Source organism: Thermodesulfobacteriota bacterium, assembly GCA_035559815.1.
GTDB lineage: Bacteria > Desulfobacterota_D > UBA1144 > Nemesobacterales > CSP1-2 > DATMAT01.
In genome coordinates, this window is record DATMAT010000061.1 from 1 (window position 1) to 23678 (window position 23678).

The window sequence follows — 23678 nt, forward strand, 5'->3', positions numbered from 1 at the left end:
GAGGCTTAAGAGCCATGGGCTTAGCAAAGAAGAAGTAATGGCCAAGATGGATAGGATGAGCGATGAGCAGATACATCAGTTGGCCGCCCTTTCTGACCGCATACCGGCTGGAGGAGACGGTGCGGCCACGGCGGCGGTGATAGTCCTGGTAGTCTTTGTAATAGCCATATTGTTACTAATAATATTAAGAAGAATATAATCTTTGTACGGAAGGTTATGAGCCTCACTCACTTAATCAGGGCCTTTGCGCCCGGGGGCATTGCTTCGCCAGTAATTTTGTTTCTTTTACTTGCCGGATGCTCCCAACGGCACTCGGTGGAAGGGGGCATATCCGCTTCCGATAAGGCCGAGGTCATAGAAAATGTTCCTTTTGTGAAGCAGAAGGATGAATTTTGCGGTCCTGCGGCCATGGAATCGGTCATGAGATTTTACGGCCGGGATATAAACCAGGAGGAAATTGCCGAACATGTCTATACTCCGAAATTGGGGGGAGCGCTTATATCGGACATGGAGAACTTCGCCAGGCAGATGGGTTACAAGACGGAGACGAAGAACGGGGACATAGATGCGCTCATCTCCGTCATAGACCAGGGTATACCGGTCATAGTGATCGTTGACCTCGGAAGGTGGGTACTGAGCGTTCCCCACTATTATGTCGTATATGGTTACGACAAGAGCAAGGGTGTTTTTATACTACACACTGGATTTAAGGGCGCCCAGGTGGTAAGTTTTTCTGAGCTAGATAAAGAGTGGGAAAAAATGAACAAACTAATGCTTGTCGTGAGAAAGTGAGAAAGAATTGGATAAAATTTAATACCCTCCTTATACTTTCCCTTTTTTCTTATGGTTGCAGTTACTTTCCTCATATCGCCTTGCTGACGACTGACCCGTTAACCGCCGAAGAACATAACAACCTGGGAGTAGCCTACGAAAAGGAAGGCAAATATGACCTGGCCCTTAGGGAGTACAAGAAAGCGGTGGATAAGGATAAGACTCTGGTTGTACCCCTGGTGAACATGGCCAATGTGTATTACAAACAGGGGAAATACGAACAGGCAGAGGAAAACTATCTAAAAGCACTCAAGAAAGATGAGAAAAATATAGAGGCGGCCAATAACCTGGCTTCTCTTTATATCACCCTCAACGAGAATTATCACAAAGGCCTTGAATATCTGACTAAAGCTATACCTTCTCTTGATGACAGCCCAGCCTATGCTCTGGATACCCTTGGTGTTCTCTACTTTAGGGTCGGCGATAAATCAAAGGCGAAGAAGGTTCTCCTTAAAGCTTGCCAGAAATTGGGAGAAGATGATCAATTGTTACTCGAAGAGATCGAGCTCCATCTCCGGCAACTAGGGGTGAAGGACTGCCCGGAGATTATAAAAGAGCCTGTATCCATGGAAGGCCCTCCTGCTACCGTCCCGCTTCCTAAAATTTTATGAATACTTAATTTTAACAAAATTTGTCTTCTATAACACTTATATAATTTAGGTTATTGGCAAAAAATAAGTGTGTAGGGTGGGTTATGTGTGAAGGGCCCATGGCACATTTGTTGCAAAGTTGAAATGAATGAGGGGAAAACTATATTTTCTTCACTACTTAATGGTGGGAAAAATATGATAAACAATCCTATCCGGGTCCTCTTGGTAGAGGACGATCACAGATATGCCGATCTTATCAGCATGTTCTTAGCTCGGGGGAAAGATACCCGGTTCGAGCTGGAGTGGAGCGACCGCCTCCAGACTGGACTTGACCGGTTGAGAGAGGAGGAGTTTGATTTGGTTCTTTTAGACCTCAACCTGCCCGATAGCGGGGGACTCGATACATTCGTCCGGATGTACAAACAGGTCTCCAAATTACCGATTATAATACTTACCGGAAACGATGACGAAACACTGGCAGTCAAGGCGGTACATATGGGAGCTCAGGACTATCTCATCAAGGGAGATGCCAACGGCGAGCACCTCATTCGCTCAATACGTTATGCGATCGAGCGAAAACGGTCGGAAGAACTTCTTCGGAGGGCTCATGACGAACTAGAGAATCGGGTTGAGGAACGTACCAGGGAGCTCAGGGAAATTAACGAATCTTTAAAAAGGGAGATAGCCGAGCGCAAACGGATAGAGGAGGCCCTTGCGGCAGAAAAGGAGCGATTAACAGTGACCCTTCGCTCCATAGGTGACGGGGTGATTGCTACCGACACGGAAGGAAGGATTGTACTCATGAATAGAGTGGCGGAGCAGATTACCGGCTGGCAAAAGGAAGAGGCGATGGGTAAATCCTTTGCCGAGGTCTTCTGCATAGTCAAAGTCCAAAGCGGGGAAGCTTCTGAGAATCCGGTAGAAAGGACCATAAAGACGGACCGGATAGTTTATCTTCCTAAGGACGCTGTCCTGGCGGCGAGGGATGGCGGTCAGAAGTTTGTATCCGCTACTAGTTCCCCGATTCATGATAAGGACAGCAATATTGTAGGAGTGGTGTTGGTATTCCGAGATATAACTGAAAGAAAGAAGATAGAGGAGGAGCTTTTAAAAGCCCAAAAGCTGGAATCGATCGGCGTCTTGGCCGGCGGCTTAGCCCATGATTTTAACAATCTTCTTACGGTTATGCTTGGGAATATTTCCCTTTCCAAGATACATCTTGACACAGAGGATAGGATTTATACAAGGCTGAGCGAGGCGGAGAAGGCTTGTTTCCGGGCAAGGGATTTAACCAAGCAACTTCTAACCTTCTCTAAGGGTGGGGCTCCGGTAAAAAAAATTACTTCGGTGATGAATCTCCTCAGAGAATCCATAGATTTTACACCATACGATCCTGCTGTCAGATATGAGCTTTCGGTAGAGGAGGATTTATGGCCTGCGGAAATAGACGAAGGACAGATAATTCAGGTCATTAAAAATCTTTTATTAAACGCCGAGGAGTCCATGCCCGACGGGGGATTAATCAAGGTCTCCGCACAGAATATTACCAACGAAGACCGGACTGTTAATGCGGACCATCTTGGCCGGTATGTCAAAATTACTATCCAGGACCAGGGAGTGGGAATATCGGAAGAGCATCTATCCAAGATATTCGACCCCTATTTTACCACCAAAAAAGGGGCGGGAGGGCTCGGACTGGCGGTAGTGTATTCGATAGTAAGGAACCACCACGGCTACGTGGAAGTGGAAACGGATAGGGGAAGGGGCACTAAGTTTCATGTATACCTACCGGCGAGCGTCCAGGAGCTGCAAATGAATGAAGATAAGTTGTTCGAGAAGCCTCTTGTAAAGAGAAAGGTGCTGATTATGGATGATGAGGAGATAGTGAGGGAGGCTTCGGGAGAGGTTCTGGCTATGCTCGGGTATGAGGTGGATTACGCCGGGGACGGCGAGGAGGCCATCCAGAAGTACAGGAGCGCCAAAGAGTCTGGGGAACGGTTTGACTTGGTGATAATGGATTTGACGGTCCCAGGGGGAATGGGGGGTAAAGAGGCGCTGGAGGAGCTTCGTCGCATCGACCCGGAGGTGAAGGCGATAGTCTCGAGTGGATATTCAAACGACCCGGTAATGTCCGATTACCGAAAATATGGGTTCGACGGGGTCGTGGCCAAGCCTTATAAGATCGAAGAGCTCACTAAAGTAGTCAAAAAAGTGATGGAAAATTAAATAAACCGAGCCGACTTTTTTCTTAACAGTTTTCGCAAGCCAATAATCAATGCCCTTATTACTAAAACCTGGCCAGTTCTATAGCCTCCTCCACCATGTCCCTCAGCAGGTCTAATCCCCCCTGCCAGAAGTTAGGGTCGGTAATATCCACACCGACACGGGCCAGAAGTCTTTCCGGTGACTCCGAGCCCCCGAAAGAAAGAAGCTCTATATATCGCGGCACAAAAGCATTTTCCTCATGTAGGTATTTATGATAAAGGGACAGTACCAGAAGTTCTCCAAAGGAGTAGGCGTAACAATAAAACGGTGAATGGATGAAATGAGGTATATACATCCACCACCATCCGTAATCCTCCGTTAACACCACGGATTCACCAAACATGGGGCGATTGGCCTCGAGCCATAGTTCGTTTATACGCAAGCTGGTAAGTTCACCCTCATTTCTCCTGGCCCTATGGAGCTTTTCCTCAAACTTGGTGAGTACCACCTGGCGAAAAACGGTGGCAAAGATATCCTCTAGCTTGCTGCAAAGGAGCGAGAGCCTATTTTTCGGGTCTTTCTCCGACTCTTTCAGTTTATGGAACACCAGAATCTCTCCGAACACGCTTGCCGTCTCGGCGGTGGTGAGCGGGGTGTGACATTGGAAATATCCTTGTTTCCGGGACAGGTATTGGTGGATTCCATGCCCCAGTTCATGAGCCAGGGTCATAACGTCCCGGAGCTTCCCGGTATAGTTGATAAATACGTACGGATGAGCGCTGGGCACGGTGCTGTGGCTGAATGCGCCGCCTCGCTTTCCCTCTCTCACCTCGGCGTCAATCCAGTTTTTATCGAAAAACTCGCCGGCAACTTCTGACATCAGTGGAGAGAAATGTCCGAATGCCTCCAGCACGATTTCCTTACCGGTCTGGTAATCGATTGTTTTCTTCTCCGAAAATATTGGTGCATAACGGTCGTAATCGTAGAACCTTTTTAGACCAAGAAGCCGCCTTTTAAGGTTGTAGTACCTTTCGACCAAGGGGTAGTTCTTCTCGCAGGATGTTATTAAAGCGTCCACGGTAGCCTTGTCGATCTCGTTGTCTAGATGGCGGGAGGCCATGGCGTCCGGGAAAGAGCGCAGGCGGTCATTAACAGCGTGGTCCTGAACTAGGGTGTTGAATATATAGGTAAGGACATGTTTGTTTTCCTTAAGGCCTAAGGTGAGTCCTTTGGCCGCCGCTTTTCTCCTGCTACGGTCGGCATCGTACAAGAGGGTAAGCGTCTCGGTCTCGGTCAATTCTTTTGTTTTTCCGTCGAGCCTGACCTTAAACCGGATGTTGTTTATTACCTCGTCAAAAAGCCGTCTGAAGGCACGTGAACCGGTGTTCGCCTTCTCATCAAGAATCTTTTCCTCAGGCTCGCTCAAGCGGTGCGGTTTATATCTTCTCTCACGTTCGAGAAAATGACGGTAATGAGCAAGCGATTCATGATGTATAAGTGTGTTTGCTACTTCATCAGAGAGAGCGATCCACTCCAGCTCAAAAAATAGGAGGTGTTTGCGAACCTCGGTCGCTCTTTCTTGAACCGACTGCAGAAATGCCCCGTGTTTTGGGTTGCTGGTGTCTCCCGCAAAGACAAGATAAGCATAGGAGAGCAACCTCCCCACTTGTTCCTGTATTGACTCTAACTCTTTTACCGCTTGAAGAAGAAGGTATGGGTTAACCGTTTCCGAGTTTATTTTTCCCCGGTATATTTCCTCAAACGACTCTGCCCTGGAGAGCGCATCTTTGATGTCTTTTTCTATTTGCGGGTCATCGAGGTTTGAATAAAGGTCTGAAAGATCCCATCTTATTCCCTCCGACCCCACTGGAGTGGATTCTGCCAACTCAGCCATTTCCTGTTCTCCTCAACGTGTTTATTTTATGGATATAGCAATTTAAGCTTTAAAACATGAGCTATGCCCGGATGTAGAAATAGACAAGTTTAAGCTCAGTTTGAATTCTCTTTAATGTAGTCCAAAACCTCTTTTGCGTGGCCGGCCGGCTTTACCTTCCGATATATCTCCGCTATCTTTCCGGAGGGGTCGATTATAACCGTGTCTCTCGAGGCGTAGCCCCCGGAAACCTGTACATCGTATAACGACATTATTTCCTTTTCTTCATCTGGAATTAGAGGAATCTTCAAAGCATGTTTATCCCGGAAATCGCAGTGGCTTTCTTTATCATCGGCACTTATGCCGAATACCAATGCATTATTCTCCAGGAATTCCGGATATAGCTCGGTAAACTCTTTGGCTTCTATGGTGCATCCGGGGGTGTCGTCCTTGGGGTAAAAGTAAAGCACTACCCATTTCCCCCTCAGGTTTTTTAAATCTAACGTATTGTTCTCATGGTCGGTCGCTTTAAATTCAGGAGCGGTTTCGCCCACCTTAAGCTCCGCTTCGGAGAAAAAGGGAAAGCAAAGAATGAAAGCGAGGAAAGCAATCAATCTAAGTATTCTCATCATCGTGTACTCCCATACTCTCACACTAAACTCCACCCTCCATTTTCTCTAATTCCTCTTTTACCACCTTATTTACCAGGGCACCGTCGGCCTTCCCTCTGGTACGGGGCATAATAATCTTCATTACTTTTCCGATTTCTTTTAAGGTTTTTGCCTCGGATTCCCGAATAGCCTTTCTGGCTTCTTCTCTGATCTCATCTTCGGTCATTTGCCTGGGCATGTATTTCATCAGAACATCGAGCTCGGCATTTTCCCTATCTACTAGGTCTTGCCTCCGCCCCTTCAGATATCCCTCTATTGATTCCCTACGCTTTTTGATTTCACCGGCTACAACCTGAATAACCTCTTCATCGGTAAGTTCAGCTTTGTTCTTCTCGATCTCTTTGTTTCTTATAGCGGACTGCAGCATACGGAGTACGGAAAGCTCCACCTGGTTTTTATTCTTAAGCGCGTTCTTCAGGTCTTCGGGGATTTTGTTCCTGAGACTCATATTTTAATCCCTTAAAAGTTACCATAAACTGCCGGGTCAGACTACTTTACACTCCCAGAATTCCACATATTGTTTAAGAAAACTAATTCCACTCCAATCTTAATGTATTATCCTCTAACACCTCTGTCCGAGTTCCAAATTCCTTGCCTTCCCTGCTCATGGTCTCTGCTATCCAGAACGCATCCTCTCTTCTGACTCGGTTTAATTTGAAGTGCTTAATCTGCATCGGGCTCATTCGTAAACCGGTAAGTTTACCGGACGATGGGTCCATGCTCACAAAATACATCAAGGTGAGGTCGGGTCTAAACTCTTTATGCTTGACGATGCCCTCATAATCATTCATAAAGTCGCCACATCCATATATGATGAGCTTCCCCTGGTAAACCTCTATTCCCTTCGGGTGATGAGAAGAATGTCCGTGAATTATGTCCACCCCGGCCTCGTCTATTAGTCTCCGGGCAAACTCTCTTTGCTCGGATGGAACCTCGTACCCCCAATTTCTTCCCCAATGTATAGATATAACTAAAACGTCTCCTTTCTTCTTTAGCTCCTTAACCTTCTCGCCAATGTGATTAATTGTTTCATCGGAAAAATCCTTTAGTAGACTGACGCCGGGCTTATTATGCGAAGCGGCCCACTTTGGAGGTATTCCACTCGTGACTGAGCCGTACGCAAACAAGATTATCCTTCCTTTATTCTCTACCGGCATCACGATAGGAGTTTCAGCCTTGTACCGATTCAGACCGGCGCCGGTAAACTTTATATCAACTTTATCTAGGGTTTCCAAGGTATCTCTTAGACCCTGATATCCCCAGTCAAGAACGTGGTTATTTGCAAGCGAACAGCAATCAATCTCGGCTGCGGTTAAACAGGCAACATTCTTAGGATGCATTCTATAATGTATCCATTTGCGCTTCCAGTAATCGTTATTTGTAGTTATGCTTGTCTCTAGGTTGATAATCTTGAGGTCGGGCGACAATCTCTCGAATTCTTTGAGAGCATCTCCCCAGATATAAGAAAACTCGACCCGCTTATTGAAAGAACCATTTATCTTCTCGGCAAGGTCAACATACTCTCGGGCACTTCGGAGATAGGGGGCATAAAGAAGATGGTGACTGGGATGAGGTAGCACCTGGTCTATTCCTCTTCCGGTCATTACATCGCCGCACATGAATATGGTGATAGGCCTCGTTGGGCTAGTTTTCGTCATTGGTTTTCAAGTCTTTTTTAAATATTTAGTTATTGGCCAGGTGCTGTAATCAGAAACTCGAGTAAGGCTATACGCTAAGCCCAAGAAAAATACCTACTTTACTCTTTTTGCCAGCGACTCGGTCAGACGCTTAAGAGCCGGCGAGCTATCGTGCGGGTCTAAGTGAACATCCAGGATGCTAAATCCTTCTTCGTAGGCCCGGGCTGAGCGAAGGGCTTCTTCCAGTTGGTCTTCGGTATTTACATCGTATCCCTTGCCTGCTCCCAGCATTTCGGGGATTTTGCTGAACTTCCATGGGTGTATGTCGTTGAAAGGGCCGTCCAACATAGGCCGTTCCGTCCCGTATCCTCGGTTGTTGAAGACAACCACGATCGGGTTTAGCTTGAACCGGGCGATTGTGGATAACTCCATACCGGTCATTTGAAAGGCGCCGTCGCCTACTAGCACCAGAGGCCTCACATTAGGGTTAGCCATTTGGACACCTATACTTGCCGGAACAGCAAACCCCAGGGAAAGATAGTATGCCGGTGCTATGAACTCGGTAGCCCCGTGGATGAAGAGGTCGGCACCTCCAATTAGGGCGTCTCCGGGTTCTGCTATAACCGCGGTATTATCGTCGAGAAAGGCATTTAACTGCTGGAACAACCGCTTCACGGTTATCTTCTCGCCGGGTTTAACCGAGAAGGCGGGTGGCGGTTTTGGATGGGGTGTCTGGCCCGGTTCATGGCGCTTGATATCCGCTTCGAGCAGTCCCTGAATAAAGTCCTGGAGACGTACCTCTTCGTAGGTGTGGTGTCGGACCATGGCCTTCTCGCTGGTTACATAAATGGATTTTCCCTGGTCCAGATGCGCTGTAAAAATACCAAGGTCAACGTCGCTCATGAAAACGCCCAGCAGGATAAGGCAATCGCTTGACTCGACATACTCCCTGACGTCCTCAAAACCCATGGCTCCTTCGTACACGCCAAGATAAAGAGGGTGTCGCTCGGATATTACCGATTTACTCAGGATCGTTGCCGCCACCGGGATATTGGTCTTTTCGACCAGCTTCAGTAGGATATTTTGCAGGCCGAATCGGTGGAGTTCTATGCCGGCCAGGATAACCGGTTTTTTGGCCGAGTTGATCATATTGACCGCTTCCGACAGCAATTCCTTAATTGCATCGGGGTCGCTTTTTTCCTCTTTATACTGAGCCTTGTAGTTAGTATCCCCGGGCACATTGACCATATCGCGGGGCAGTTCGATGTAAACCGGCCGCTTAAAGCGTTGTGCCGCCTCCAGTACTCGGTCGATTTCACGAAAAGCGGTTTCCGGGTCGTATAAAACCGTGGAAGCGACTGTGATATGCTCATACACCTTAAGCTGTGTATCGAAGTCCCTGACCTTGTGGTGAAGTAGCGGGTTTTTCACCCGTTCTTTCATACCGGGGGCGCCGCTTATGACCACGACCGGGGATTTTTCGGCGAATGCCTGAGCGGTGGTGTTTGCCACTTTCAGGCCTCCGACGCAGTAGGTAATGCATACCGCTCCCAGGCCGCGCACGCGGGCATAGGCATCGGCGGCAAAGCCGGCTCCCTGTTCGTCGCAGGTGTTAATTACCTGCATTTTGCTCTCCACTAGCTGTTGAAAGAACCCGAGCACGAAGTCACCGGGCACGCCAAAGACGTGTCGCACGCCAAGCTCGTACAGCCGTTCGATTAGGTATTGGCCGATATTCTGTCCGTTCTTCATAATCACCTGCCTGGAGATCTAATTTGTATTAATCAAAGCTTGTTCAATAGTACAGTATCAAGGCAAGTTGCACATTTTGGAAAAACTTCTCAAATTGTCATTCTGAGCCGAAGGTGAAGAGTCTAATTTAAGATCCTTCACTTCGTTCAGCATGACAACTGAGACCCTTTTCGCGGAGTCTACCCTGAATGTAATGAAGGGCTCAAGGTGACAACGAGATACAAGGTGGTTCCGTTTTTGAGTACAACAACTTGATATGACATCGTCTGTTTTATTTAATCCAGTTTAATGCATTTAATTTAACATAATTATTAATCGTTAGTTTCACAAAGCAAGAAGAACTAATCCTTAACCGAACATTTCTAAAAATGGAATTTAAGAATTAAGAAGAGCCCTTTTGGCAACTTCTGTTGTCCGGTTATTACAATTCTGTACGAGGCCTTATTTTTCGCCTTTTTAAAATCAGGTAATGTCTAATTGGTTGTGGATTCGAGGGCACGGGCATGGGTCAAACCTTTACCAAGGAACTCTGGCAAGAGATAATCCCTATTTATGAATCGATAATCCATCATCCTTTTATCAGAGGGCTAACCGATGGCTCCCTCAGCCAGGAGAGCTTTAAGTTTTACGTTATTCAGGACGCCCTTTACCTAAGGGAGTTTGCCCGTTCCCTAAGCATTGCCGCGGCTAAGGCCCCGGAGGACGACTGGATAATCATGTTCAACGAGCACTCTGCCGGGGCACTCAAGGTCGAGCGGGCGCTTCACGACAGCTTTTTTCGGGATTTTCGCCTGAAGAAGAAGGATATTGTCAACACTACCCTGGCCCCCACAAACCTGGCCTATACCAGCTATCTTCTCTCCACAGCGTATTCATCCCCATTTCACGAGGTCATGGGCGCACTTCTTCCCTGTTATTGGATTTACTGGGAGGTAGGAAAAGCGCTTATCTCCAGGGGTTCTCCTAATCCCCTTTATCAAAGGTGGATTGATACCTATGGAGGGGAAGAGTATGCTCGAATAGTAAAGGCCGTCTTGAACATCACCAATAAAATTGCCAGGGATTTGAAAAATGACCAGAAGGAGGCGATGAAAAAGCACTTCATCACCACCAGCCGCTACGAGTGGATGTTCTGGGATATGGGACTCAGGTGCGAGGGCTGGCCGGTGGGATGACTTGTGCCCTTCCCGCCTTTATCTGAAAGATTCTTCTGAGTTCGGTATCCGGTAGTTCTTGAGCACTAGTTGAAGTGACAAAAACCTGGCCGCTGAACTCCTGAAGCAATCGAAAAAGAAAGTTCTTTCTATTCTGGTCCAGTTCGCTGGCCACGTCATCCAGGAGGAGGACGGGGTTTCTCCTAAGGATGTTTCTTATGAGTTTTATTTCCGAAGCCTTGAGAGAGAGGGCCAGGGTTTTTGACTCGCCCTGGGAAGCAAAAGTAGAGGCGTCTTTTCCATTTATGGTGAATATTATTAAATCACGGTGTGGGCCTACGGAGGTATGTCCCCGGATTTTATCTATCCTGTACCTGGATATTAATTCCTTCTTCAACTCCTCCTCGAAACTTCCTTCAAGCTTGAAAGAGGGCTTGTAAAGGATTTTTACCTCTTGTTTTAGTCCGGAGATGAACACATAATTCCTCTCTACTTCGTGCTCAAGCTTTTGAATGAAATTAATCCTCCTCTTTACTATCCTTCCTCCTAGTTCTCCTATTTTCTCGTCCCAGACCTCCAGTGCTTCTACGGATTGTTCTTTTCTCATCAAGAGTGCATTTCTCTGAGTGACCGCCCGAAAGTAGGATTTTAAATCCTTGGCGTGGTTGGGGTCAAAATTCGACACCAGCAGGTCGACGTAAGTTCTTCTCACCTGCGGGGTTCCCTTGATTAATTCCAGGTCTAGAGGCAGGAAGCTCACGACGCTAAACCTGCTCGCTACTCTGCTTGTGTTATATGCTATCTTGCCATTTAGTTTTACCGTTTTCCCGTTTCTGGTCAGGATTACGTGCACCTCATTAAGGCCGGAATCGGCGTCAATCTCCCCTTTAATTCGGCCTTCGGTTTCGCCAAAGCTAATCAGCTCTTCCATTTTGACCTGTTTGAAGGGCCGGAATGTGCATAGAAGATGTATTGCTTCGAGGAGGTTGGTTTTACCCTGGGCATTATCTCCGGAAATCAGATTGAATCTCTCATGGAAGGTAAGGGTTTCGCTCTTGTAGTTCCTAAAATTCCTTAAAGTTATAGACCTGAGTATCACAGAAGCGCTACTTGCCCGTGTTTCCGGGTAGTATAATTAAAACAATATAGTAGTTCAATTTAGCTTTGTCGGAGAGATGGTGATAGCTAATTCATTCTTGACCTTAATCCTTTTGATACGGTAATATTTTCCTAGTGGGTGAAAGCGATGTTGTCTCTCAAGATATGCGAGATTGCGGTTAAAGATGCCGGTAAAGGGTTTGCCAGGCTCGACCCCAAAGACATGCGTGCTCTCGGCGTTAGTCCCTGGGACTTGATAGAGATTGACGGTAAGAGAAGGACGGTAGTCCGGGTCATGCAGCTAGAAAAGTCCCTCCAGGGAAAGTCCATACTGCAGGTAGATGGAATTACTCGGGAGAATGCCCGGGTAGGGATTGATGACCGTGTTTTTGTGAGGAAGGTAGAAACCGAGCCGGGGATAAAGGTGGTTCTTTCCCCTCTCAATAATGAGATGCTTTTTAACGGAGATGATACAAAGTTCCTGGTAAGCCGCCTCGATGGAATTCCTTTGACCGTTGGCGATAGATTACGAGTTACACTTCCCGGGTCGAGGAATGAGGATTTCCAGGTTCTCGGGACAATACCCGCCGAATCAGTTGTGGTTCAACCTACAACCAAGATTGAGCTCAGGAAAAGACCGAAGGGCAAGGTAGACGCCTCAAGGGTGACCTATGAGGATATCGGCGGATTAAGAGAACAGATAGGTAAGGTCAGAGAAATGGTAGAACTTCCTCTGAGATATCCTCAGGTGTTTGAAAGGTTGGGAATAGCACCGCCCAGGGGAATACTCCTGGTAGGGCCGCCGGGGAGCGGTAAGACACTCTTGGCCAAAGCGGTGGCGCATGAGACCAGTGCTAATTTCCACCTGGTTAACGGCCCGGAGATAATCCATAAGTTCTACGGGGAAAGCGAGGCAAGGTTGAGGGATATATTTGAGATCGCCACCAGAAACCAGCCGTCGATTATTTTCATAGACGAGCTTGACGCCATCGCCCCGAAAAGAGACAAGGTCACGGGGGATGTGGAGAAAAGGGTGGTGGCCCAGCTTCTGGCCCTGATGGACGGGCTAAAGGATAGAGGGAAGGTTGTGGTAATCGCTGCTACAAACCTCCCTAATGCGCTTGACCCGGCTCTGAGGAGGCCGGGGAGGTTTGACCGGGAAGTAAGTTTGGATGTGCCGGATAGGAACGGAAGGCTGGAGATCCTGGAGGTGCATACACGGGGTATGCCCTTGGAAAAGGACATGGACCTGGAAAAGATTGCTGACCTAACCCACGGCTTTGTAGGCGCCGATATTGAGAACCTGTGCCGCGAAGCGGCAATCAGGGCTCTTAGAACAGCGCTACCGGATATAGATTTCGAGGATGGCTCTCTTCCTTACGAGAAGATTGTGACACTGAGCGTCGGTATGCAGAACTTTATCGACGCACTGAGGGAGGTCGAACCTTCTGCAATAAGAGAGATATTTGTGGAGATACCCAAAGTTACCTGGGACGACGTTGGCGGTCTTGAAGACATAAAGCAGAAGCTCACCGAAGCGGTGATATGGCCACTGAAATACAAACAGCTCTTCGAGGCTACCGGTACGAGAGCACCCAAGGGAATACTGCTTCATGGCCCGACCGGTACCGGCAAGACACTCCTGGCCAAGGCTATTGCAAATCAAAGCGGGGTGAATTTTATCTCGGTCAAGGGTGCCGAGCTGCTCTCCAAATATGTGGGGGAATCCGAGCATGCGATCAGGGAGGTTTTCAGGAAAGCCAAGCAGGTCGCGCCGTGCATAATATTTTTTGACGAGATTGATGCCCTGGCCCCCTGTCGTGCGGAGAGGGATGGAACACGCGTTTCGGAAAGGGTAGTTAGTCAATTGCTGACCGAGATGGACGGAATAGAAGAATTAAGGGGGGTCGTGGTCCTGGCTGCTACTAACCGAGTAGATATTGTTGACCCGTCGCTCCTGAGGTCGGGCAGATTCGACCTCTTCTTACAGGTTCCTTATCCCGATGAAATCGCTTTAGTGCAGATATTAAAGATTCATACCCGGGGAAAGCCACTTTCCAGGGATGTGAATTTGAGAGAAATTGCCGTGGGCATCAAGAATTTCTCCGGAGCAGATGTTCAGTTGCTTTGTCAAAGGGCTTCCATTATCGCTATTAAGGACCATATCAAGCGGGGTAAAGGGATCCTGAGGATAAGGAAGTGTCATTTCGAGGACGCTTTAAAAGAGATGAAGGGCAGGGTGGGCGTTTCTCTAACTTCTGAAAAAGGGATATTTATTGGAACCCAGTAATTTTATTCCCCTCTATATATTTGCCTTCATAGTTGGTTCTGTCGTTGGAAGCTTCCTTAACGTCTGCATATACCGGTTGCCGAGAGAGCAATCCATAGTCTTCCCTCCTTCCAGTTGTACCACCTGCAACACCCCCATCCGGTTTTATGACAATATTCCGATAGTGAGCTATATTCTTCTCCGTGGAAAATGCCGGGTCTGCGGGGAGAAATTCTCGCCGGTTTATCTAATAGTCGAGCTTCTTACCGGTTTGACCTGTGCGCTTTTAGTCTGGAAATTCGGTCTCACCCTGGAGACACTCTTCTATTTCATTTTTATCTCTTCATTGATTGTCATAACATTCATAGATTTGGAACACATGATAATCCCAAACGTAATAACCTTCCCGGGCATAGTGGTAGGCATTATTTATTCTGTCTTGAGCACAGACTGGGGGTTAGCCAGGGTGATTTTCCACTCTTCTCAGTTTGACCTAAGGAGCGTTCTCTACATATTGAACGGGGTGCCGGTCGTTGACTCACTATTCGGAGTAATTCTGGGAGGGGGGATTCTCTATCTCATCGGCTTCTTGTATCAGGCGATAAGAAAAAGGGAAGGCATGGGGATGGGGGACGTGAAGCTTCTAGCCATGATCGGAGCCTTCCTCGGCTGGAAGGGGGTGATTTTCGTAGCCTTCGTAAGCTCTCTTATCGGAACGGTGGTCGGAATTTCCATAATTCTTTACCAAAGAGGCGATTTGAAGTACGCCATTCCCTATGGTCCATTCCTTTCTCTGGCCGCTGTTATTTACTGTTACACCGGCGGCTTCGGGTTTTTTTAGTTATCGAATTTATCCAGGAAGGTAAATCCGACTAGGTAGATGTAAGACGAATTCTACATTAATATTTGGTAGGGGCGAACCGGGTGTTCGCCCTAGGTGGGTGATACCATGCGTCAACTTGGGCTCAGGGCGGAAATACTCTTTAATATTCTCTTTCTCACCGCCGTGGCCATGTTTCTCTTGGGCATTATTGCTTACAAGGTAACGGAAAGGTTTGCCCTTCAGGGGAAGATCGAAGGGGTGAAATCGGTAATCGCTGTCTTTGAGTCCTTGTATGCCAAGGGAAATAACATCGAGGGAGGGATTGAATTCCTGGAGGATGTCTTGGAACCAGGGGCCTGGGGGGTTATTGCGGACAATCAGGGGAGAAGGTTTTTTAATACAAATTCCAATAAATCAGCGGTAAGCACCACCGATCCGCTCATTATCGAGGTCATGAAGACCGGAAGGACGACGGTTGACATAGAAGGTTTCAATATACCCCCGTTTGCGTTCTACAAAGGGATCAAGATTGTATCGCCGCTCGACAAAAATGGGGGGCGACAGGGCGTCATCCTTATCTATCAGCCTCTTTCGTCCCTGGAAGAAAGCCTGGTTTTGGGCCGGAGGTTAATCGCTATTTCCACCATCCTAAACTTGTTAGTGATTGCGTTCTTTGGCTTCTATCTGCTCTCCAGAAGGGTGGTCAGGCCGGTCCACGAGCTAATAGAAACGACTGAGGAGATAGCAAGGGGCCGGTTTCCCAAGGAGACGAACCGGCGAGGGGTGAAAGAAATAAACCAGCTCCATGATGCTCTAAAAAAGATGTATGATGAAATCGAGGGGAATAAGACTAAGCTTAGACAGAATATCGAGGCTCTCGAAGAAGCAAACCGTGCGCTTCTGAGGACTCAGCGAGAGCTGATAGCTTCGGAGAAACTGGCATCACTGGGAAAGCTGGCCGCCGGAGTGGCGCATGAGATAGGAAACCCTCTATCGGCCATTCAGGGCTACATAGAGGTTTTAAGGAGGGATCACAACCGGGATGGGGAAAGTAGAGCCGAGTTTCTGACAAACATCAAGAAGGAAGTGGAGAGAATCGACCGAATAATCCGCACGCTGCTCGATTACTCGCGTCCCCGGGACTTCGAGCTGAAAAGGATAGGGGTAAACGACGTGGTCAATCGCGCTGTGGATATAGTAAAGACTCAGGGCATATTAAAGAATATCGAGCTTAACTTAGAGCTTTCAAATGGGCCTCTCTCCATCGAGGTAGACCCACACCAGCTTTCTCAGGTCGTTATAAACTTGATTCTGAACGCCAAGGATGCCGTCTCTAGCGATGGGGTGATCACCGTGTCGACCGCTCGAAATTCTAACGGGGATGTGGAGATCGCGGTAGAGGATAACGGTGCAGGGATTCCCAGAGAAATGATGGATAAGATATTCGACCCCTTTTTTACTACTAAGGAGCCGGGGAAGGGAACCGGGCTGGGGCTTTCCGTTTCTCAGAGAATCGTCCAAATCTTCGATGGAAGCATATCGGTGGAAAGCGAGACCGGAAAGGGAACCACCTTTAGAGTAACGCTTCCCGCGGCCGAGGGGGATGGTCATGGCTAAGGTTCTGGTAATAGATGATGAGGTTGGAGTCAGGGAATCGCTTTCCCTGATACTGAGTATGGAGGGATACCAGGTTGAATCCGCCGAGAGCGGACTCTCCGCAGTTAAACTCATCGATGACGGGAAGAATTACGATTTCATCATCTGCGATATAAGAATGCCGGGCATGGACGGGATTCAGTTCCTTAAGGAGATTCAAAATCGGGATTTGGGTTCGATCCTGATAATGATCTCCGCCTACGGGACGGTGGAGACCTCGATCGAAGCGATAAAGTGCGGGGCGGATGATTATATCAACAAACCGATTAATCCCGATGAGCTTATACTGCGAATGCGTATGGCCGAGGAGAAAAAAAGGCTCCGAAGAGAAAACATTTCTCTTCGCCGGGAGTTGGGGAAGGGGAAAGGATTTGAGGAAATAGTATTTGCGAGTGAGAAGATTAAGGGTGTTGTAGATTTTGCAAAAAGGATTTCTGAATATAAAACCACCGTACTCATAACTGGAGAAAGCGGGACGGGCAAGGAACTTATGGCACGCGCCATTCACGAAACCAGTCCGAGAAGAGATAAACCTTTTGTGGCGGTAAACTGTGCGGCTATCCCTGATACACTCCTCGAAAGCGAGCTCTTTGGATACGTGAAAGGGGCGTTTAGCGGGGCTCACGGCACAAAGAAGGGACTTTTCGAGGAAGCCAATGGCGGGACGTTATTTCTGGATGAGATCGGAGAATTCCCCCTTCAGCTCCAGCCGAAACTGCTGAGAGTGCTCCAGGAGGAAGAGATAAGACGGCTTGGTGATACAAAAACCATGAAGATTGATGTAAGGATCATCACGGCTACATCCCGTGACCTCGGCCAGGACGTCAGGCAGGGAAGTTTTAGGGAAGATTTGTATTACCGATTGAACATTCTCCCCGTCCACATTCCTCCCTTGAGAGAAAGGAAGGAGGATATAAAACTTCTTATTGAACATTTCTTAGGGAAATACAACCAGAAACTAAATCGTAAAATCAAGGGTGTGAGCCCAAGTGCGATGTCCGAGATTCTTGAATACCCGTGGCCGGGGAATGTAAGAGAACTGGAGAACGTAATAGAGAGGGCAATGATTCTGACCGATTCGGAATATATACACAGAATCGACCTGGGTATTAGGGAGAATGATTTCCGGATGAATACCCTTATAGATTCCCTTTCACTGGAAGAGGCCTGGCAGAGGCTGGAAAAGGCGTATATAGAGAAAGCGCTTTCCAAAACCGATGGAAATCGCACCCAGGCGGCAAAGCTTCTTGGCCTCAGCCGAAGGGCCTTACTCTACAAGCTTAAGCAGTACGGGTACTCGGACGAAGAAGATTAAAGTTAAGAGTGAAGAGTTAAGAATTAAGAATTCAAAACTTATAACTTTCTTTTCACCATCAACTTTCAACTCTCAACTGCAAACTGTGCTACACCGCGCAGGTTACGAAGGTAAATGCGTACAAGGCCAGGCCGTTTGAATTGGTGGACAGCTTTAAGTGGTGCGAGCCGAATTCCTTATTCTTGATGAGTTTATACATCTTAGGTTTTCTTACTACGATATAGCTTTTACCCTCGGAATCAAACTCTACGTCTTCGCCCGCATCCTGTGGGTCCAGGTATTTTTCATCCTGCATCACATAGAGCTTAAAATCCCCGTCTCCTTCCGGGTTGATCACCAGGTTTACTTCCGATGAGGTGTATTTCAGGTAAACGTGAGCCATATCAACCGAGCCATCCAAAGCAGGCTTCATGTATTCGGAAGTGCTAAGCCATCTTCCTTCGACATATATGGTATCTTCCAGTCTGACCTCCGGTTTCTTGTAATCCTGGACCTCGTCTTTTTTTTGCCCTTCCGGATTCCCCAGCCTTCCTCTGCTATAGCCACAGTAGAGCTCCGGGCTAACCCGGTAGCAGTGTATGCCGGGAATATCGGTGTCTCTTACCGGTTTCATCGGGTCCGGAAGCTCGACATCGGGATTAATTTCCTTAAGGAGCAATTGAATCGCCAGCTCCGTCTCCACGTAGCTTCCCTCGCCGAAGTGCGCATAGCGGATGTAGCCGTTTTTATCGGCCAGATATTTTGCCGGCCAGTAACGGTTGGCAAAGCTGTGCCAGATTTGGTAGTCATTATCCAAAACCACCGAGTATTCGATTCCGAACTCCTCCATTCCTTTTAAAACGTTTCCCTCGGTCCTGGAAAAGAAAAACTCCGGCGCATGCACACCTATGATTATCAAGCCTTTGTCCCGGTATCTTCTGTGCCATTCCTTGAGGTAGGGAAGCGTTCTTATGCAATTTACGCAGGTATAATCCCAGAAATCAACTAAAATGACTTTCCCTCTTAGTTCTTTCACGCTTATCTCTTCGGAGTTAATCCATTTACCGCCAGCCAGTTCGGGTATATGCACTTTTCCTTTTTCTACGAACATAGGGGGTGTTGCTCCTTAGACGTTATTTGAAAACTCTACGGTTTATTTTAACTTGTCGCGGCTGTTTTTGTCTAATTGTTCACCGCTGTCCAAACCATATAGTTCAAATGACATATGAAATTCTTGATAATACGATATCGTTTTTCTCAACGGATTGCTTTGTCGTAAGGTCTGTCCATTTGTCTAGCTCGGGGCAGGCTCTGAGAAAATTGAAGGACTCCTCGCAAAAATGGCAACTGGAAGGTTCACCCTTCGTCGTAGTTTATCATGAGTGCTTCAACTTCGTGCAGCATAAAATACACCGAGGTCCTCACCCTTCGACTCCGCTCAGGGTGAAGGAATTTTGTAGGGAGTTTAATCACCCCTTCATGGTGAGCCTTTCGACTGCGCTCAAGATAAACTGAGTCGAACCATGAGCACTTCGACCTGCTGATCCAGCTTCTTTTGGCGGTGTGGCAATCTCGTATTTTAGATAAGTTTGAGCATTGATACATTCAATGTAGGGAACGCATACCTGTGCTGAGCATGGTCGAAGCATATGCGTTCCCTACAAATGCATCGAATAAATCCTATGTAGAAGTGAATCAAAAAATCCTTAGGAGTTGTTTGAAAATGCTTGACCGTATGGACAGCCATGGCATGTCTCTACAATATGTCATATTTTCAACTCCTTGGGTTTTGCTTATGTAGACCTATCAATTCAGGTAAATTAATGAAAATGCTCCGAATGAATTCTAGGTATTTAATAAGCTCATTTTTGGTATTACTGCTCTCAGTTATAGCATTTTATTCATCTAATAGGACTAGCTTGGGAAGCGAGCCAAAAAATTACAGAGAAATCATTATTCTGGGTAACTGGACGGAAAATAAATTAAACCAACTCTTAAACCAATCATCAGGGATTACCGATACGGGGGAGCGGATAGACTTTCTTTCTAAACAGTTTTTAGGTGCCGATTATCAGGAATCGACGTTGATTGGAGATGCAGGCACCCCCGAGGTTTTCGTCGTAAATCTCGAGGGAATGGATTGCTTTACCTATATCGATTATGTCGAGGCGATGCGGCTTTCCGATTCATTTACTGAGTTCAAAGAAAATCTGAAGCACGTAAGATACCAATCCGGTAAGGTCGCCTTTCAAAACAGGAATCACTTTTTTACCGACTGGCCGGAATTTAATGGGGGCAATGTTACTGATGTTACGGAAGAGGTTGGTAGAGAGAAGGTGAAGACAATAGTAAAAGTCCTGAATAAGAAAGGAGACGGGACTTATTTTCTACCCGGGATCCCGGTAAAGCAAAGGGAAATCAAATATATCCCATCACCTAATATTGATGACGAACTATTAAGACGGCTGAAAACCGGTGACTATGTCGGAATATATTCCGATATCCAGGGCCTGGATGTTTCTCATACCGGGATTATCGTCAAGAAAGGGGATAAGGTGTATCTCCGGCACGCTTCATCAAGAGAGGCAAATAGAAAGGTGGTCGATGAGGACTTGATAACGTATATGTCAAATAAACCCGGTCTGGTAGTTTTTAGGCCCAAGTAAGTGGGTAGAGACGCGATTAATCGCGTCTCTATTAAGACCTCGATTCTGGCTATGAACAAGGTGAAGATGGAAAGTACCCCAACCAAGAGATTCTCGGAGAGAGCCCGTTTTTACGACAAATACCGCCCCGGTTATCCGAAGGAGATTATAGATTTGATGAAAAGCGAGTGTGGGTTGACCTCTTCTTCGGTCATTGCGGACATAGGGTCGGGAACCGGAATTTTATCTGAAATGTTTCTGAGAAACGGTAATATTGTGTTTGCCGTCGAGCCGAATGAGGAAATGAGGAAAGTAGCAGAGGACTTGTTATATGAATATCCTAATTTTAAGAGCATTAATGGAACCGCTGAATGGACTACCCTGGAAGGTCACAGCGTTGACTTCATAACCGTCGGGCACGCTTTCCATTGGTTTGATCTCGGGAAAACTAAAGTGGAGTTTTTGCGCATACTCAAACCGGGCGGTTGGGTGGTGATTATATGGAACAACAGAAGAACCGATACCACTCCTTTCCTGACTGCTTTTGAGGATTTACTACGGAGTTACGGAACGGATTACAAAAAGGTGGACCCGGCGTATTTCGATTATCAGAGCCTTTCTGGTTTCTTTGGGAAAAACGGCTACAGGATAGAACTATTTGAAAACTTTCAGGTCTTTAATTTCGAGGGTTTAAAAGGTAGGCTTCTTTCCATGTCGTTTACCCCGATGGAGGGTCATCCCAATTATGAACCGATGATGGACGAGTTAGAGCGCATTTTCCTCAAGTATCAAAATGATGGTAAAGTGATTTTTGAATACGATACCAGGGTTTATTTCGGGCAGATGGATTGAAGAAAAAGAATGATTTTCCATCACGAGATTATTAGGTAATTAAACTGAAGGAGGTAACCAATGCCGCCCACTGCTAAGGAGTTTAATAAGCTCTTAAACGAGACGAAAAAAGCAAATGATTCTCTATACAAGGTTTTGGACTTCGTCGATGTTATCAACAATAACCTGGAGTATTTGTCTCCGGATGTGGTGACTTGGGGCAACGAAATCAGAGTGCACGCTTCGGAGATTGAAAAGTATATCGAGGAAATCAAAGGCCAGGTGAATGCGGTCCTGGACACTATTCCGATTGACCCGGCCGAGGTTAAAGACGCCGCCGAAAAGCTACTGCTCTACCAGGGTGATGCCACCCACGTATTATTTTATTCCGACGGGCAGAAAAGAAACCATAAAGAAAATTCCTATTGGTGGCGCTACTGGCAGGCAGTGTATGATATCGTGAATGAGAAGAAAGGCTAGCAACTTTGAGTAGAGGCGACCCAGCGGGTCGTCTCTACATTATTTCGAATCCATAAACTCAGGCATTATCTCTTGGGCGAATCTCTCCATAGTATCAAACAAACTTTTGTCGCTTTCAGCGACAACATCGACCACCAGGTGTGAGACCCCTATTTCTTCGTATCGCTTTATGTGATTTCTTATCTCCTTTGCTGTTCCGCATAGTGAGAATGGCGGCCTTTCTCCGACGTCTGTTCCCTCGTGTACATCATCACTTGCATCAAATATCCGAAGCCTGTTTCTCACCGAGTAAACGAAGTCCTTTAATTCTCTTCCTGAATCTTTAGCAAGGTTGGTTATATAGGTTATCTCTCTTTCCATATCCTCCGGGCTGACCCAGGTGGGATGCCATCCGTTACCGAATTGAACGGCTCGTTTTACCGCTCTTTTACTGCCTCCTCCGACCCATATGGGAGGGTGGGGTTTTTGAAAAGGCTTGGGATAAAATTTAATGTTGGAGAACCGAAAAAACTCTCCTTCAAACCTTGGTTCATCCTTCTCCCACAGTTCCTTAAAAATCCTTATGTATTCGTCAGTTCTTCTTCCCCTCTCGCTGTGTGGGACTCTGAGCGTATCGAATTCCTCCCGCATCCATCCAGTCCCTACCCCGAATATTACCCTTCCTTCCGAGAGCATATCCAGGGTGGCAACCATCTTTGCAACTACGATGGGATTTCGGTAGGGTAGGATTATTACGCTTGTCCCTAGTTTTACTTTTTTCGTTTGTGCGGCGATTGTAGATAGAAGGACGAAGGGGTCATAGAAGACCTTGCTGAATCTGCCGACGTACCTATCCGGGACTACCACGTGATCGCTTACCCAGACGGAATCAAACCCCAGTTCCTCGGCCTTTTTAGCCGTCTCGGTATGGAAATCCAGCTCAAAGTCTCTGCGAATCGGTAATGCAATCCCGAATTTCATTTTTTACCTTCTGTTTAACTAGGATTTTAGGAAAACTAAAATGATATCGATTTAGTTTAATCTAGCACCGATTTTTGTCCATCAATGTTGCTGGGTAGTGATAGGGGTCGGGTCTCAACATTTAACTATACCCGTTAACCCATTAGCTCCTTCTTCAATTTTGCTAATATCACTGAAACCTTCCTGTTCTTCTCGCTCAACCTCTCAAACCTCTTACACGCTTGCGATACCGCCGCATAATCCATCCCGAACACTTCTCCTATTTCTTTTAAACTTAGCATCGTGTATTTCTTGATTAAGTACAAAGCCATCTGACGATAAATATTCCCCCTCTTCTTTCGAAAAACCTCTTCCCTTTCTACTCCAAAGCTACTCATAATGCTTCCGATTACTTCTTCCAAACTACACGTCCCGGCCATCTTTGTCTCAGTTACTTCCCTCTTTCTTCCTAACAACTTTATCCTCTTCCCTATACTTTTCACAAACTCTTCACTGCCTAGAGCTAACCCTCTATATGAATCTCCCATTGGATTAACCCTGTCCATATTCTCGAGGACAAATCTCCTATACTTCCTTCTAGCTCTTTTCATATCCTCATCAAGCTGGCCTAATATAAACTCGGTATTCAGTCTTTCTACCGGGCTTCTTTTCCCAATATAATTTTGGTAACTGCTCCACTTATATTCTTCCACGTCAGTGACAACCCCCGCTCTTACCGGGTTTAGGTGAATATAGGCTGATAGCCTCAGTCCGTAGTTATCCTCATCTACAAGTATAGATTTGTACCTGCCCTGAAATATAACTCCCACTACCTTATGCTCTGCTTTAAACCAGTTTGTATATGAAGTGTTAAGATAGTGCATGCCTGGAGATATGTTGGCATGAGGGGTCTTGATGAACAAGTGATAG

21 protein-coding genes are annotated in these 23678 nt (G+C 46.8%); 12 read left to right on the forward strand and 9 right to left on the reverse strand.

The window, feature by feature from the left end:
• The 4 genes from VNN20_14855 to VNN20_14870 form a co-directional block, all read left to right on the forward strand.
• On the forward strand, positions 1–199 hold a 199-nt coding region (locus tag VNN20_14855; protein HWP93470.1), incomplete at its 5' end, for a PA2779 family protein.
• Positions 200–216: 17 nt separating this feature from the next.
• Positions 217–792, forward strand: coding sequence for a C39 family peptidase (locus tag VNN20_14860; GenBank protein HWP93471.1), 576 nt, complete (start codon positions 217–219; stop codon positions 790–792).
• Positions 789–1442: a tetratricopeptide repeat protein gene (locus VNN20_14865; protein ID HWP93472.1), complete on the forward strand. Its 654-nt coding sequence runs from the start codon at positions 789–791 to the stop codon at positions 1440–1442. The genes VNN20_14860 and VNN20_14865 overlap by 4 nt, the downstream gene beginning before the upstream one ends.
• 174 nt (positions 1443–1616) lie before the next feature.
• Positions 1617–3647, forward strand: a complete 2031-nt coding sequence (locus tag VNN20_14870) for a response regulator (GenBank protein ID HWP93473.1) — start codon at positions 1617–1619, stop codon at positions 3645–3647.
• Between the two features lie 61 nt (positions 3648–3708).
• On the opposite strand, the gene VNN20_14875 is transcribed toward VNN20_14870, so the two are convergent.
• The 5 genes from VNN20_14875 to VNN20_14895 all read right to left on the reverse strand — a co-directional run bounded on the left by VNN20_14875 (position 3709) and on the right by VNN20_14895 (position 9559).
• A complete protein-coding gene (locus tag VNN20_14875) occupies positions 3709–5520 on the reverse strand; it encodes a M3 family oligoendopeptidase (GenBank protein ID HWP93474.1) in 1812 nt (603 codons plus the stop codon).
• Positions 5521–5615: 95 nt separating this feature from the next.
• Positions 5616–6131 (reverse strand): peroxiredoxin, encoded by a 516-nt coding sequence (locus VNN20_14880; protein ID HWP93475.1) that lies wholly within the window; start codon positions 6129–6131, stop codon positions 5616–5618.
• A 22-nt stretch (positions 6132–6153) separates the two neighbouring features.
• A complete protein-coding gene (locus VNN20_14885) occupies positions 6154–6618 on the reverse strand; it encodes a GatB/YqeY domain-containing protein (protein ID HWP93476.1) in 465 nt (154 codons plus the stop codon).
• Positions 6619–6700: 82 nt separating this feature from the next.
• Positions 6701–7828, reverse strand: coding sequence for a CapA family protein (locus VNN20_14890; GenBank protein ID HWP93477.1), 1128 nt, complete (start codon positions 7826–7828; stop codon positions 6701–6703).
• A 93-nt stretch (positions 7829–7921) separates the two neighbouring features.
• Entirely contained in the window at positions 7922–9559 is a 1638-nt protein-coding gene (locus VNN20_14895; GenBank protein HWP93478.1) for a thiamine pyrophosphate-dependent enzyme, read from the reverse strand.
• Positions 9560–10062: 503 nt separating this feature from the next.
• Here VNN20_14895 and tenA point away from each other — a divergent pair.
• A complete protein-coding gene (gene tenA / locus VNN20_14900; GenBank protein HWP93479.1) occupies positions 10063–10734 on the forward strand; it encodes a thiaminase II in 672 nt (223 codons plus the stop codon).
• Here the strand turns inward: tenA and recF are convergent.
• A complete protein-coding gene (gene recF, locus VNN20_14905; GenBank protein ID HWP93480.1) occupies positions 10706–11812 on the reverse strand; it encodes a DNA replication/repair protein RecF in 1107 nt (368 codons plus the stop codon). The two genes, tenA and recF, sit on opposite strands and share 29 nt — an antisense overlap.
• Before the next feature lie 147 nt (positions 11813–11959).
• Between recF and VNN20_14910 the strand changes: the two genes are divergently transcribed.
• From VNN20_14910 to VNN20_14925, 4 genes are all read left to right on the forward strand, one after another.
• Entirely contained in the window at positions 11960–14101 is a 2142-nt protein-coding gene (locus tag VNN20_14910) for a CDC48 family AAA ATPase (GenBank protein HWP93481.1), read from the forward strand.
• The gene (locus VNN20_14915) at positions 14088–14921 is read left to right on the forward strand and encodes a prepilin peptidase (GenBank protein HWP93482.1); all 834 of its coding nucleotides are present in this window, start codon (positions 14088–14090) and stop codon (positions 14919–14921) included. Before VNN20_14910 ends, VNN20_14915 begins: the two co-directional genes overlap by 14 nt.
• Before the next feature lie 108 nt (positions 14922–15029).
• The gene (locus VNN20_14920) at positions 15030–16520 is read left to right on the forward strand and encodes an ATP-binding protein (GenBank protein HWP93483.1); all 1491 of its coding nucleotides are present in this window, start codon (positions 15030–15032) and stop codon (positions 16518–16520) included.
• Complete coding sequence (locus VNN20_14925) at positions 16513–17874, forward strand: sigma-54 dependent transcriptional regulator (GenBank protein ID HWP93484.1); 1362 nt, start codon at positions 16513–16515, stop codon at positions 17872–17874. The genes VNN20_14920 and VNN20_14925 overlap by 8 nt, the downstream gene beginning before the upstream one ends.
• Positions 17875–17962: 88 nt before the next feature.
• Here VNN20_14925 and VNN20_14930 read toward each other — a convergent pair whose 3' ends face one another.
• Positions 17963–18964, reverse strand: coding sequence for a redoxin domain-containing protein (locus tag VNN20_14930; GenBank protein ID HWP93485.1), 1002 nt, complete (start codon positions 18962–18964; stop codon positions 17963–17965).
• 808 nt (positions 18965–19772) lie between these two features.
• Between VNN20_14930 and VNN20_14935 the strand changes: the two genes are divergently transcribed.
• The 3 genes from VNN20_14935 to VNN20_14945 are packed head-to-tail and all read left to right on the forward strand — an operon-like array spanning position 19773 to position 21809.
• Positions 19773–20519 carry an N-acetylmuramoyl-L-alanine amidase-like domain-containing protein gene (locus VNN20_14935; GenBank protein ID HWP93486.1) on the forward strand — a complete coding sequence of 249 codons (747 nt, stop codon included), beginning with the start codon at positions 19773–19775 and terminating at the stop codon, positions 20517–20519.
• The gene (locus VNN20_14940) at positions 20520–21350 is read left to right on the forward strand and encodes a class I SAM-dependent methyltransferase (GenBank protein HWP93487.1); all 831 of its coding nucleotides are present in this window, start codon (positions 20520–20522) and stop codon (positions 21348–21350) included.
• A 60-nt stretch (positions 21351–21410) separates the two neighbouring features.
• Positions 21411–21809 carry a hypothetical protein gene (locus VNN20_14945; protein ID HWP93488.1) on the forward strand — a complete coding sequence of 133 codons (399 nt, stop codon included), beginning with the start codon at positions 21411–21413 and terminating at the stop codon, positions 21807–21809.
• 39 nt (positions 21810–21848) lie between these two features.
• On the opposite strand, the gene VNN20_14950 is transcribed toward VNN20_14945, so the two are convergent.
• Both VNN20_14950 and VNN20_14955 read right to left on the reverse strand, forming a co-directional pair.
• Positions 21849–22769 (reverse strand): LLM class F420-dependent oxidoreductase, encoded by a 921-nt coding sequence (locus VNN20_14950; protein ID HWP93489.1) that lies wholly within the window; start codon positions 22767–22769, stop codon positions 21849–21851.
• A gap of 134 nt (positions 22770–22903) precedes the next feature.
• Positions 22904–23678 (reverse strand): helix-turn-helix domain-containing protein (locus VNN20_14955; protein HWP93490.1); only part of this gene is annotated, 775 nt, incomplete at its 5' end.